The organism is Streptomyces sp. NPDC059499 (assembly GCF_042749285.1).
Lineage (GTDB): Bacteria > Actinomycetota > Actinomycetes > Streptomycetales > Streptomycetaceae > Streptomyces.
Genome location: NZ_JBHYTT010000008.1, coordinates 336,083 through 348,414, shown reverse-complemented (window position 1 = coordinate 348,414; position 12,332 = coordinate 336,083). Strand labels below are relative to the sequence as shown.

Genomic DNA, 12,332 nt, shown 5'->3' with positions numbered 1-12,332 from the left:
TCGTCTACAGTCTACCGAGCACAATGCGGTTCAGGGGCAGCGGATCACTTGACCCGCATAAGAGAGGTTTCCTCCGAAGCCGAAGAGCAGGGCCGGAGCACCGCTCTCGACCTCCCCGCGCTCGACCAGCTTGGACAGGGCCATCGGGATCGACGCGGCGGACGTATTGCCGGAATCCACGACATCCCGGGCGATGACCGCGTTGACCGCGCCGATCTTCCTGGCGACTGGTTCGATGATCCTCAGATTGGCCTGGTGCAGTACGACGGCGGCCAGGTCCTCGACGGTGACGCCGGCCTTCTCGCAGACCTTGCGGGCGATGGGCGGCAGCTGCGTGGTGGCCCAGCGGTAGACGGACTGACCCTCCTGCGCGAACCGCGAGGGCGTCCCTTCGATCCGTACCGCGTTGCCCATCTCGGGTACCGAACCCCACAGGACCGGGCCGATCCCGGGCCGGTCACCGGCGTCCGGGTCGGCGACGACGACGGCGGCGCCCGCACCGTCACCCATCAGGACGCAGGTGGTGCGGTCGGTCCAGTCGACGATGTCGCCCATCTTGTCCGCACCGATGACGAGGGCGCGGGTGGCGGCCCCGGCGCGGATGGCGTGGTCGGCGGTGGCCAGCGCGTGCGTGAAACCCGAGCAGACCACGTTGATGTCCATCACCGCGGGCGAACCCATGCCCAGCCGTGCGGCGACCCGCGCCGACATGCTCGGCGAGCGGTCGATCGCGGTGGAGGTGGCGACGAGGACCAGATCGATGTCGGCGGGCTGCAGGCCGGCCCCCGCCAGCGCCTTGGCAGCCGCGTGCGCGGCCAGCTCGTCCACGGGCTCGTCGGGTCCGCCCACATGCCGGGTCCTGATGCCGACGCGGCTGGTGATCCACTCGTCGCTGGTGTCCACCATGGCGGCCAGGTCGTGGTTGGTGAGCACCTTGGCGGGCTGATAGTGGCCGAGCGCCACGACACGTGAGCCGGTCATGTACGGGTTCCCCTCGCTACGTATGGCAGGAACTATCCAGTCTTGGTTGCTACCGATCGGTACAAGGGCACGTAACCCCACAGATATATGGGCCGGAGCTTGGAGCGTCTCGAACAGCTCCCCGGGAACTTACGCGCCTACCGCTGTACACCCACCGTAACCCCGGTCATGACGTCACCCGCTGTCAGGAGTATTGACCCTCCCCGAAGGCATACTGTAGACAATATTCTGTCGACTTGACACCCTCGCTCGGTCCTCTCACCGAACGGAGAGCCCCGTGAAAGTCGCAGTTGTCGGTGCCGGTGCCATCGGTGCCTATGTCGGGGCCGCGCTCCACCGCGCAGGCGCCGAGGTCCATCTCATCGCCCGGGGCCCGCATCTGGCGGCCATGCGCCGTGACGGCGTGCGCGTGCTGAGCCCGCGCGGTGACTTCACCGCACGGCCCGCCGCCACCGACGACCCGTCGGACGTCGGGCCCGTCGACTATGTGTTCCTCGGCCTCAAGGCCAACTCGTACGCGGTGTCGGGCCCTTTGGTCCATCCGCTGATGCACGCACGCACCGCCGTGATCGCCGCGCAGAACGGCATCCCCTGGTGGTACTTCCACGGCCTGGCCGGGCCCTACACCGGGCGCCGGCTGGACAGCGTCGACCCCGCGGGCTCGGTGAGCGCCACACTGCCGCCCGAGCGCGCCATCGGTTGTGTCGTCTACGCGGCCACCGAGATCGAGGCGCCCGGAGTCGTACGCCACCTCGAAGGCACCCGGTTCTCCATCGGGGAGCCGGACCGGTCCGTGTCCAGGCGCTGTCTGGACTTCAGCGAGGCCATGGTCGCGGGCGGACTCAAATGCCCCGTCGAGCCGGACCTGCGCAACGACATCTGGATCAAGCTGCTCGGCAACATCTCCTTCAACCCGATCAGCGCGCTGTCCCGGGCGACCATGGGCCAGATCTGCCGCCATCCCGACACCCGCGCACTCGTGGAGTCGATGATGCGCGAGACCCTCGCCGTGGCGGCGGCCGTGGGCTGCCGGCCCGAGATCTCCGTGGAGCGGCGCATCGCGGGCGCCGAGCGCGTCGGCGACCACAAGACATCCACCCTCCAGGACCTGGAGAAGGGCAAGCCCCTCGAACTCGACGTGCTGCTCGCGGCCGTCGTCGAGCTGGCCTCGCTGGCCGGCACGCCCGTACCGACGCTGCGCGCCGTGCACGCACTCGCCGATCTCCTCGCCACCACCTCCTCGGCCCCAGCAGGGAGCGCACCATGAACAGCGACCGCACCACAGGCCCCCGGAACCGCAAGGGCCGGCAGCCGAAGACCTACGAGCGCCTCACCCACCCCCTGGTCCGTGGCACCGACGGAGTACTGCGGCGCGCGAGCTGGGACGAGGCACTGGCACGGGCGGCTGCCGGATTCCGGCAGACCCGCGACGCGCACGGCCCCGATGCCTTCGCCATGCTGTCCTGCGCCCGCGCCACCAACGAGATGAACTACGTGGCGCAGAAGTTCACCCGCGTCGTGATGGGCACCAACAACGTCGACAGCTGCAACCGCACCTGCCACGCCCCCAGCGTCGCCGGGCTGTCGGCCGCCTTCGGATCGGGCGGGGGAACCTCCAGTTACGAGGAGGTGGAGCACACCGACCTCATCGTGATGTGGGGCTCCAACGCCCGCTTCGCCCACCCGATCTTCTTCCAGCACGTCCTGAAGGGCATCCGCAACGGGGCCCGCATGCACGCGGTCGACCCGCGCCGCACCTCGACCGCCGAGTGGGCGGAGAGCTGGCTCGGGCTCAACGTCGGGACCGACATTCCGCTCGCCCACGCCATCGGCCGCGAGATCATCCGTGCCGGACTCGTCAACCACGCCTTCGTGGACCGGGCGACCACCGGCTACGCGGACTACGTGGCGCTCGTCGAGCCCTGGACCCTGACCGCCGCCGAGGAGGTGACCGGGGTGCCCGCCGCGGCGATCCGGGACCTCGCCCACGCCTACGCCACGGCCGAACGGGCCCAGTTGTGCTGGACCCTGGGCATCACGGAGCACCACAACGGCACCGACAACGTCCGCGCGCTGATCAACCTCTCCCTGCTCACCGGCCACGTCGGACGGTACGGCTCGGGGGTCCAGCCCCTGCGCGGGCAGAACAACGTGCAGGGCGGCGGCGACATGGGCGCCATCCCCAACAAGCTGCCCGGCTTCCAGGACATCCTCGACCCGCAGTCCCGGCAGAAGTTCGAACGGTCCTGGGACGCCGTCATCCAGCCCCGGTACGGCAAGACGCTGACCGAGATGTTCGAGGCGATGGAGACCGGTGAACTGCGGGCCGTGTACTGCATCGGGGAGAACCCCGCACAGTCCGAGGCCGACAGCGACCAGGCCGTCCGCCGGCTCGCCGCCCTGGACCATCTGGTGGTGCAGGACATCTTCCTGACGAAGACCGCCGAGATGGCCGACGTCGTCCTGCCCGCCACGGCCGGCTGGGCCGAGACCGACGGGACGACGACCAACAGCGAGCGGCGGGTGCAGCGGGTACGGGCGGCGCTCGTACCGCCCGGCGAGGCACGCGAGGACGTCGACATCATCTGCGCGATGGCCGGACTCCTCGGCCACGACTGGAAGTTCGAGGACTCCCAGGCGGTCTGGGACGAGCTGCGCTCCCTCTCCCCCGACCACTTCGGGATGACGTACGAGCGCCTCGCCGAGCATCAGGGCCTGCAGTGGCCCTGCCCCGACACGGACAAGCTCCCGTCGAGCTTCCTGCACGCCCGGCTCTGGGAGACCGATCCGGTCCGGCGCGGCGCGGCCGCGCCGTTCGGCCTGGTGCGGCACGACCCTCCGGTCGACCTCACCGACGAGTCCTATCCGCTGCGCCTGACCACCGGGCGGCGGCTCGATTCGTACAACACCGGTGTACAGAGCGGGAGTTACGCGTCGCCGCTACGCCGCGGCGAGTACATCGAGCTCTGCCCGGAGGATGCCGAGGCCTACGGCGTGGCGGTGGGCGAGGAGGTGCGTGTCTCGTCACGGCGAGGCAGCGTCACCGCGCCCGTGTGGGTCGACACCGGTCTGCGGCCCGGTCTGGCCTTCATGACCATGCACTTCCCGGACGAGGTGGACACCAACCAGCTGACCATCGAGGCGAACTGCCCCATCGCCGGCACCGCCGAGTTCAAGGCCTCCGCCGTACGGATAGAGAAGCTGGTGCCCGCATGGACCTGAGGTACACCGACGCGACCCCCACCGACATCGAACGGGCCGCGGTGGACTCCCTGTTGGGCCCGCCGCCCTCAGGCTGGGAGGGCGGCCAGGAGCGGACCGACGCGGACCTGCGCTGGGCGAGGGGCGGAGCGTCAGCGGCCAAGGACCGCCGCGACCAGTTGCTGCCCGCCCTGCATGTGGTCAACGACCGGGTGGGCTGGATCAGCGAGGGAGCGCTGAACTACATCTGCCGGCGGCTGACGGTGGCCCCGGCGGAGGCGTACGGCGTCGCGACGTTCTACGCGATGTTCTCGGTGGTGCCCCGCCCGGCGAAGGTCCTCCACGTCTGTACGGACCTGGCCTGCGCGGCCCGCGGCTCGGGCGCCCTGTGCGCGGATCTGACGGACCGCCTCGGCCCCGCCGGTACCCCGGCCGAGGGCACGGTCTGGCAGGAGAGCCCCTGCCTGGGCCTGTGCGAACGTGCCCCGGCGGCGCTGCTGCTGCAGGCGGGCGAGCAGCCGGCCGGCGACGAGCCCGCCGCGGACGCCGTCCGGTGCTCCGCGGTGCTCGCGCCCGCCACCGCACCCGACGTCGTCGCAGCCACCCGCTCCCCCGGGACCGCCCCCGCCGAACCACCGGCCGGAACGGCAGTCCCCCAGGCCGGCGACCCCGGTCTCGTCCTGCTCAGGCGCATCGGCTCGGTCGACCCCGCCTCCCTGGACGACTACCGCTCCACCGGCGGCTACACCGCCCTGCGCCGCGCCTTCGCACTCGGCCCCGCAGGCGTGATCCGTGAGGTGCTCGACGCGGGCCTGGTCGGCCGTGGCGGCGCCGCGTTCCCCACGGGCCGCAAGTGGCAGGCCACCGCCCAGCAGGCCGACGGCCCGCACTACCTGGTCTGCAACGCCGACGAGAGCGAACCGGGCACCTTCAAGGACCGGGTGCTGATGGAGGGCGATCCGTACGCCCTGATCGAGTCGATGACGATCGCCGGGTACGCGATCGGTGCCGCGCACGGCTACATCTACCTCCGCGGCGAGTACCCCCGCGCGTACGAGCGCCTGAGCCACGCCCTGGCGAGCGCCCGCACCCGCGGGCTGCTCGGCACCGACGTCCTCGGGCAGGGGTACGCCTTCGACATCGAGATCCGGCGGGGCGCCGGTGCCTACATCTGCGGCGAGGAGACCGCGATCTTCAACTCGATCGAGGGGCAGCGCGGTGAACCGCGCTCCAAGCCCCCGTTCCCGGTGGAGAAGGGCCTCTTCGGCAAGCCGACCGCGGTCAACAACGTCGAGACGCTGGTGAACGTACTGCCGATCCTGGAGCACGGCGCCGCCGCGTACGCCGCGACGGGCACGGAGACGTCCACCGGAACCAAACTGTTCTGCGTCTCGGGCCAGGTGGCCCGCCCCGGCATCTACGAACTGCCCTTCGGCGCGAACCTGCGGGAGCTGCTCGCCCTGGCGGGTCCGCCGGAGCACCTGCGGGCGGTCCTCCTCGGCGGCGCCGCGGGGGGCTTCGTACGCCCCGACGAGCTGGACATCCCGCTCACCTTTGAAGGCACCCGCGCGGCCGGGACGACGCTGGGTTCCGGTGTGGTCCTGGTCCTGGACGACTCCGTGGAGCTCCCGCGCATCCTGCTGCGCATCGCGGAGTTCTTCCGCGACGAGTCGTGCGGCCAGTGCGTGCCCTGCCGGGTGGGCACGGTCCGCCAGGAGGAGGCCCTGCACCGGATCGTGGACCGTACGGGAGCGGGGGCCGCCGCCGACGTCGCACTCATGAGAGAGGTGGGGCAGACCATGCGGGACGCCTCGATCTGCGGTCTGGGCCAGACCGCGTGGAACGCCGTGGAATCCGCCATCGACCGTCTGGGGGTCTACAAGTGACCGCTGTGCCGCTCCAGCCGCCGCGCCGTCTCGTCTCGTTCACGCTCGACGGCTCGGAGACCCGGGTCCCCGAGGGCTCGACGATCCTGGACGCCTGCCGGTCGGCGGGCAAGGACATCCCGACCCTGTGCCAGGGCGACACGCTCACCCCGAAGAACGCCTGCCGGGTGTGCGTCGTCGAGGTGGAGGGTGCCCGGACACTCGCCCCGGCCTGCTCCCGGCGCGCCGAGCCGGGCATGACGGTCCGCACGGACACCGAGCGGGCCCGGCACAGCCGGAAGGTGGTCCTGGAGCTGCTGGCCTCCTCGACCGACCTGTCGACGACACCGCGGGCCGCCGAATGGATCAAGGAGTACGACGCGGAACCCGGCCGCTTCGGCGCGGACGCCGCCCGGGTCAACGAGCAGCCGAAGATCGACAACGACCTCTACGTCCGCGACTACGACAAGTGCATCCTCTGCTACAAGTGCGTGGACGCCTGCGGGGAGCAGTGGCAGAACACGTTCGCGATCGCCGTCGCGGGGCGCGGCTTCGACGCCCGCGTCTCCACCGAGCACGACGCCCCGCTCACCGATTCGGCCTGCGTGTTCTGCGGCAACTGCATCGAGGTGTGCCCCACCGGAGCACTCTCCTTCAGCACCGAGTTCGACATGCGGGCGGCGGGCACGTGGGACGAGCCGGCCCAGACGCAGACCACGACCGTCTGCGCGTACTGCGGTGTGGGCTGCAACGTCACGCTCCATGTGCAGGACAATGAAATCGTCAAGGTCACCTCACCGCACGACAACCCGGTGACCCACGGCAACCTCTGCATCAAAGGCCGCTTCGGCTACCAACACGTACAGAATCGGGTTTAACGGCTATGGGACGGGTCACCGAGCGTCGCCGCACCATCCGCATCCGGGACGGGGCAGTCACCACGCGCCCCGACACCCTCGTCGCCGAGGAGCCCCTGGAGATCCGGCTGAACGGCAAACCGCTCGCCATCACGATGCGCACCCCGGGAGACGACTTCGCGCTCGCGGCCGGCTTCCTGGTGAGCGAGGGCGTGCTCGGTGAGGGCTCCGAGGTGCAGTCGATCGTGTACTGCGCCGGCGCGACGGCGGACGGTGTGAACACGTACAACGTGGTCGACGTGAAGCTCGCGCCGGGTGTCGTGGTCCCCGACATCACGCTGGAGCGCAACGTCTACACGTCGTCGTCGTGCGGGATCTGCGGCAAGGCGAGCCTGGACGCCGTCCGCACCACGACCCGGCATCCCGTCGCCGACACTCCCCCGGTCCGGGTGGAACCCGCGCTGCTCTCCGCCCTCCCCGACCGGTTGCGCGAGGCGCAGCGGGTCTTCGACCGGACCGGGGGTCTGCACGCGGCGGCCCTCTTCTCGCCGGAGGGTGAGCTGCTCGACATCCGGGAGGACGTGGGCCGCCACAACGCGGTCGACAAGCTGGTCGGCCGGGCCCTGACGGACCATCGGCTGCCCCTTTCGCGGACGATCCTGCTCGTGTCGGGCCGCGCCTCGTTCGAACTGGTGCAGAAGGCAGTGATGGCGGGGATCCCGATGCTCGCGGCGGTGTCCGCGCCGTCGTCGCTGGCCGTGGACCTGGCGGCCGAGAGCGGACTGACCCTCGTGGGCTTCCTGCGGGGTCCGTCCATGAACGTGTACGCGGGTGAGCACCGCATCGCCCTGGAGGCAGCGGTGAGCCAGGACTGAGGTGCCCCGCCCGCTGCACGGGTCAGGGGTCCGGCCGGCGGGGAGCGCCCCCTGCGCCGGCCGGACCCTCCGTGCCACGGTCGTCCGTGCCCGTGGTCCCGTACCCGGCTCGGCGCCCCTCATGCGCTGCTCCGCGCTCACTCCCCGGCGAACGAGAGCCCCTTCGCCTCCAGCGCCGCGCGCAGCACTCCCACGGCTCTCGGTCCCACGCCGTGCAGCCGCAGCAGCTCCGCCTCGCTGATGGCCGGGAGCTGGTCCAGCGCCGTGTAACCCGCCGCGTGCAGGGCATTGCGGGCCGGGTTGCCGACACCGTGCGGAAAGCCGTCCGGCGGGGTGTTCCTGTCACTCGTCACGGTGTCGTCCTTCCGGAGCGGTCGGCTTCTCAGCCCACCGTAACGGGCACCTGTGACACCTCTTGGGACTCCGGCAGCGGGTCGCGCGAGCGGCGCTTGGCGATCACCGCGCAGACCATCAGCTGCATCTGGTGGAAGAGCATCAGCGGCAGCACGGCAAGACTCGCGTGGGCGCCGAACAGCACGCTCGCCATCGGCAGTCCGGCGGCTAGGCTCTTCTTCGACCCCGCGAACTGGATCGCGATCCGGTCCGCGCGCCCGAAGCCGAGCCGCTTCGCCCCGTACCAGCTCAGCGAGAGCATCAGCGCCAGCAGAACCGCTTCCGCCGCCATGAGCGCACCGAGCCTGACCGGGGTGACCTGGTGCCAGATTCCGCCGACGACGCCCTCGCTGAACGCCGTGTAGACGACGAGCAGGATCGATCCGCGGTCGACATAGCCCAGCACCTTCTTGTGGCGGGCGACGAAACCGCCGACCCAGCGGCGCAGCAGCTGTCCGGCCAGGAAGGGCACCAGGAGCTGGAGGACGATCTTCACCAGGGAGTCGGCCGAGAAGCCCCCGGTGCCACCTCCGAGCACCAGTGCGGCGAGCAGCGGGGTGAGCAGGATCCCGGCAAGGCTGGAGAAGGAACCGGCGCAGATCGCGGCCGGCACGTTGCCGCGGGCCATCGACGTGAAGGCGATCGACGACTGGATGGTCGAAGGGACCAGGCACAGGAAGAGGAAGCCGTCCTGCAGCTGCGGGGTCAGCACGTAGGGCACGAGGCCGTGGCTCGCGAGACCCAGCAGCGGGAACGCGACGAAGGTGCAGGCCAGGACCGTGAGATGGAGCCGCCAGTGCTTCAGTCCCTCGAGCGCCTCGGCGGTCGACAGACGCGCTCCGTAGAGGAAGAAGAGGAGGGCGACCGCCCCGGTCGACGCCCCGGAGGCCACGTCGGCGGCCGCTCCCGAAGCGGGCAGCAGCGCCGCGAGGGCCACCGTGCCGATCAGCGCCAGGATGTACGGGTCCACCGGCAGCCAGGACGGCAGCGTCGGGATACGGCGGCTGGTGCGGCTGCTCATGTGCTCCACGTGCTCTCTCGGCGTAGTCGTGCCCTCCCCATCCTGCTCCTGATCACCGTGATCGGGAATCCGGCATACCGCTCTGACTGTCATCACGATTCGCGATAGCCTGGCCGCATGTACGAACCGGTCCAGCTCCGCACGTTCCTGGCCGTCGCGCAGACCCTGAGTTTCACGCAGGCGGCACGCAGGCTCGGGATCAGGCAGTCCACGGTCAGCCAGCACGTACGCCGGCTGGAGGCCGAGGCGGGCCGGCAACTGTTCGCCCGGGACACCCACCGGGTCGATCTCACCGAGGACGGTGAGGCGATGCTGGGCTTCGCGCGGACGATCCTGCAGGCCCACGAGCGGGCTGCGGCGTTCTTCACCGGCACCCGGCTGCGCGGACGGCTGCGCTTCGGGGCCTCCGAGGACTTCGTCCTGACGCGGCTGCCGGAGATCCTCGAGTCCTTCCGGCGCGAGCATCCCGAGGTCGAGCTGGAACTGACGGTGGAGCTGTCCGGGACGCTGCACCAGCAGCTCGAGGCGGGCCGGCTCGACCTCGTCCTGGCCAAGCGGCGCACCGGTGACACGCACGGCGAGGTGGTCTGGCAGGACTCGCTGGCCTGGATCGGCGCCCCGCAGCTGAGGATCGACCCGGACCGGCCGCTCCCGTTGATCGCCTTCCCGCCTCCCGGCATCACCAGGGCCCGCGCCCTGGAGGTCCTGGAGGAGCACGGCAGGTCCTGGCGGTTCGCCTGCACGAGCGCGAGCCTGAGCGGCCTGATCGCCGCCGCCCGCGCGGGCCTGGGGGTGATGGCGCACACGCGTGGGCTGATTCCGCCGGGGCTGGTCCCGGTGCCCGCCAGGGCGGGGCTCCCGGAGCTCGGCGACGTGGACTTCGTCCTGCTGCACGGGAGGCGCAGGGACGCCGCGCAGGAGGCGGCCGACGCCCTGGCGGCGGCGATCCTCGCGGGTGGCGACCGTCTTCACCGGGTGACGGACCTGCCCGCCCACCCGGAGCGCGCGTAATCACCGCGTACAGATTCCGTGGAGATTCCCGTGCGAGCTACTTACCCGGCGGTCAGAAGTGCGCCCGAGCCTTGCCCATCTGGCCCGATTTCAGTGGCTGACCTGTGCAGATGGCACGTTATCCGGAGACTTCGGACCCTCCCGCTTCCCCGCTCGGTGGGGTAGCGTCGCGGCGCCGTGCGGAGCGCCACAAGGAGCAGGTCATTGCGCGAATTCACTGTCCCACCCATGGCAGCCGCCCCTCAAGTCGGCGGTCTTGCCGATACCGTCTTCGACCACGCCGAGGACGATCCCCACCGGATCGCCCTCGGTCGCAAGGACGCGGACGGTCAGTGGCACGACGTCTCCGCCGCTGTCTTCCGCGACGAGGTGCTGGCGCTGGCCAAGGGGCTGATCGCACACGGCGTGCGCTTCGGCGACCGCGTCGCCCTGATGTCCCGTACCCGCTACGAGTGGACGCTCTTCGACTTCGCGCTCTGGACGGTGGGCGCCCAGTCCGTGCCGATCTACCCGACGTCGTCGGCCGAGCAGGTCCTGTGGATGCTCCATGACGCCGAGGTCGCGGCCGTCATGGTCGAGCACGAGGACCACGCGATGACGATCGGTTCGGTGATCGACCGGCTGCCGAACCTGAAGCGGCTCTGGCAGCTGGACGCCGACGCGGTGACCGAGCTCGTCGACGCGGGGGTCCAGATCGACGACGAGACGGTGCACAGGCACCGGCGCGCGGTGACACCCGACTCCGTGGCCACCGTGATCTACACCTCCGGTACGACGGGGCGCCCCAAGGGCTGTGTGATCACACACGCCAACTTCATGTTCGAGTCCGACACCATGGTCAGCCGCTGGAGCCCGGTGTTCCACTCCAAGCCGGGCGACGAGGCGGCGACGCTGCTCTTCCTGCCGCTCGCCCATGTCTTCGGCCGCATGGTGGAGATCGCGGCGCTGCGCGGCCGGGTGAAGCTGGGCCATCAGCCGGAACTGTCGGCGAAGGCACTGATGCCGGACCTGGTGTCGTTCCGGCCCACCTTCATCCTGGCGGTGCCGTACATCTTCGAGAAGGTCTTCAACGGCGCGCGCCGCAAGGCGGAGGCGGAGGGCCGGATCGGTCCCTTCGACAAGTCCGTCGAGGTCGCGGTGAAGTACGCGGAGGCGTTGGAGGAGCGGGCGTTCGGGACGGGCCCCGGCCCCTCCGCCGGGCTCCGGATGCAGCACCAGTTCTTCGACAAGGTCGTCTACAAGAAGGTCCGCGACGCGATGGGCGGCCGGGTGCGGCACGCGATGTCGGGCGGCTCCGGCATGGACCGTCAGCTCGGACTGTTCTTCGCGGGCGCCGGCGTCATCGTCTACGAGGGCTACGGCCTCACCGAGTCGACCGCCGCGGCGACGGCCAACCCGCCCGAGCGCACCCGGTACGGCACGGTCGGGCAGCCGATCCCCGGGTCCACGGTGCACATCGCCCAGGACGGCGAGATCTGGGTCCACGGGGCGAACATCTTCGGCGGATACCTGGGCGACCCCAAGGCGACCGACGCCGTGCTGCACGACGGGTGGCTGGCCACGGGGGACCTCGGCGCACTCGACGAGGAGGGCTATCTGACGATCACCGGGCGCAAGAAGGAGATCCTGGTGACGTCGGGCGGCAAGAGCGTCGCCCCGGCCGGCCTGGAGGAGCGGGTGCGCTCGCATCCGCTGGTGGCGCAGTGCATCGCCGTCGGCAACGACCGGCCCTACATCGCCGCGCTGGTGACCGTGGACCAGGAGTCGGTGGACCACTGGCTCGCCATGCAGGGCCGTGCGCCGATGCGCGCGGCGGACCTGGTGCGGGACCCGGATCTGGAGATGGAGGTCAGACGCGCCGTCGTGGCCGCGAACACGGCGGTGTCGCAGGCGGAGTCCATCCGCACGTTCCGTATCCTGGCGCACCCGTTCACGGAGGAGCACGGTCTGCTGACACCGTCGCTCAAGCTGAAGCGCAAGGCGATCGAGACGGCGTACGCGTCCGAGGTCGAAGCCCTGTACCACTGACCTACCGCCGACCTGCCACTGACCACCGACGCCTCTGACGCGGCCGGTGCCGGCGGTCGTCACGCTGCGTCGGCCCCGCCGTTCCGCGTGCCCGGTTCTT

10 protein-coding genes are annotated in these 12,332 nt (G+C 70.7%); 7 read left to right on the top strand and 3 right to left on the bottom strand.

Annotated elements, in window-relative coordinates; genetic code table 11:
- Nucleotides 1–30: 30 nt before the first annotated feature.
- Entirely contained in the window at nt 31–981 is a 951-nt protein-coding gene (locus ACFW9O_RS21045; protein WP_384611260.1) for a beta-ketoacyl-ACP synthase III, read from the bottom strand.
- A gap of 277 nt (nt 982–1,258) precedes the next feature.
- Between ACFW9O_RS21045 and ACFW9O_RS21040 the strand changes: the two genes are divergently transcribed.
- From ACFW9O_RS21040 to fdhD, 5 genes are read left to right on the top strand one after another with little or no spacing between them, the layout of a single operon-like run.
- Entirely contained in the window at nt 1,259–2,248 is a 990-nt protein-coding gene (locus ACFW9O_RS21040) for a 2-dehydropantoate 2-reductase (RefSeq protein ID WP_384611258.1), read from the top strand.
- A complete protein-coding gene (locus ACFW9O_RS21035) occupies nt 2,245–4,203 on the top strand; it encodes a molybdopterin oxidoreductase family protein (RefSeq protein ID WP_384611256.1) in 1,959 nt (652 codons plus the stop codon). Before ACFW9O_RS21040 ends, ACFW9O_RS21035 begins: the two co-directional genes overlap by 4 nt.
- Nucleotides 4,194–6,068 carry an NAD(P)H-dependent oxidoreductase subunit E gene (locus ACFW9O_RS21030; RefSeq protein ID WP_384611254.1) on the top strand — a complete coding sequence of 625 codons (1,875 nt, stop codon included), beginning with the start codon at nt 4,194–4,196 and terminating at the stop codon, nt 6,066–6,068. The genes ACFW9O_RS21035 and ACFW9O_RS21030 overlap by 10 nt, the downstream gene beginning before the upstream one ends.
- A complete protein-coding gene (locus tag ACFW9O_RS21025; RefSeq protein WP_384611252.1) occupies nt 6,065–6,925 on the top strand; it encodes a 2Fe-2S iron-sulfur cluster-binding protein in 861 nt (286 codons plus the stop codon). The genes ACFW9O_RS21030 and ACFW9O_RS21025 overlap by 4 nt, the downstream gene beginning before the upstream one ends.
- A gap of 5 nt (nt 6,926–6,930) precedes the next feature.
- Nucleotides 6,931–7,779: a formate dehydrogenase accessory sulfurtransferase FdhD gene (fdhD, locus tag ACFW9O_RS21020; RefSeq protein WP_384611251.1), complete on the top strand. Its 849-nt coding sequence runs from the start codon at nt 6,931–6,933 to the stop codon at nt 7,777–7,779.
- Between the two features lie 137 nt (nt 7,780–7,916).
- Here the strand turns inward: fdhD and ACFW9O_RS21015 are convergent, their stop codons facing one another.
- Nucleotides 7,917–8,132, bottom strand: coding sequence for a DNA-binding protein (locus tag ACFW9O_RS21015; protein WP_384611249.1), 216 nt, complete (start codon nt 8,130–8,132; stop codon nt 7,917–7,919).
- 29 nt (nt 8,133–8,161) lie between these two features.
- Nucleotides 8,162–9,193: a bile acid:sodium symporter family protein gene (locus tag ACFW9O_RS21010; RefSeq protein ID WP_384611247.1), complete on the bottom strand. Its 1,032-nt coding sequence runs from the start codon at nt 9,191–9,193 to the stop codon at nt 8,162–8,164.
- A gap of 117 nt (nt 9,194–9,310) precedes the next feature.
- On the opposite strand from ACFW9O_RS21010, the gene ACFW9O_RS21005 reads away from it, so the two are divergent.
- Together ACFW9O_RS21005 and ACFW9O_RS21000 are read left to right on the top strand one after the other, a co-directional pair.
- Nucleotides 9,311–10,204: a LysR substrate-binding domain-containing protein gene (locus tag ACFW9O_RS21005; protein WP_351169444.1), complete on the top strand. Its 894-nt coding sequence runs from the start codon at nt 9,311–9,313 to the stop codon at nt 10,202–10,204.
- Between the two features lie 228 nt (nt 10,205–10,432).
- Nucleotides 10,433–12,232: a long-chain fatty acid--CoA ligase gene (locus ACFW9O_RS21000; RefSeq protein ID WP_351169447.1), complete on the top strand. Its 1,800-nt coding sequence runs from the start codon at nt 10,433–10,435 to the stop codon at nt 12,230–12,232.
- Nucleotides 12,233–12,332: the final 100 nt, after the last annotated feature.

Bases quoted from the DNA above. Each gene is read 5' to 3' on its own strand.
- ACFW9O_RS21010 (WP_384611247.1), bottom strand. From the start codon at position 9,193: ATGAGCAGCCGCACCAGCCGCCGTATCCCGACGCTGCCGTCCTGGCTG.
- ACFW9O_RS21005 (WP_351169444.1), top strand. From the start codon at position 9,311: ATGTACGAACCGGTCCAGCTCCGCACGTTCCTGGCCGTCGCGCAGACC.
- fdhD (WP_384611251.1), top strand. From the start codon at position 6,931: ATGGGACGGGTCACCGAGCGTCGCCGCACCATCCGCATCCGGGACGGG.
- ACFW9O_RS21030 (WP_384611254.1), top strand. From the start codon at position 4,194: ATGGACCTGAGGTACACCGACGCGACCCCCACCGACATCGAACGGGCC.
- ACFW9O_RS21000 (WP_351169447.1), top strand. From the start codon at position 10,433: ATGGCAGCCGCCCCTCAAGTCGGCGGTCTTGCCGATACCGTCTTCGAC.
- ACFW9O_RS21045 (WP_384611260.1), bottom strand. From the start codon at position 981: ATGACCGGCTCACGTGTCGTGGCGCTCGGCCACTATCAGCCCGCCAAG.
- ACFW9O_RS21035 (WP_384611256.1), top strand. From the start codon at position 2,245: ATGAACAGCGACCGCACCACAGGCCCCCGGAACCGCAAGGGCCGGCAG.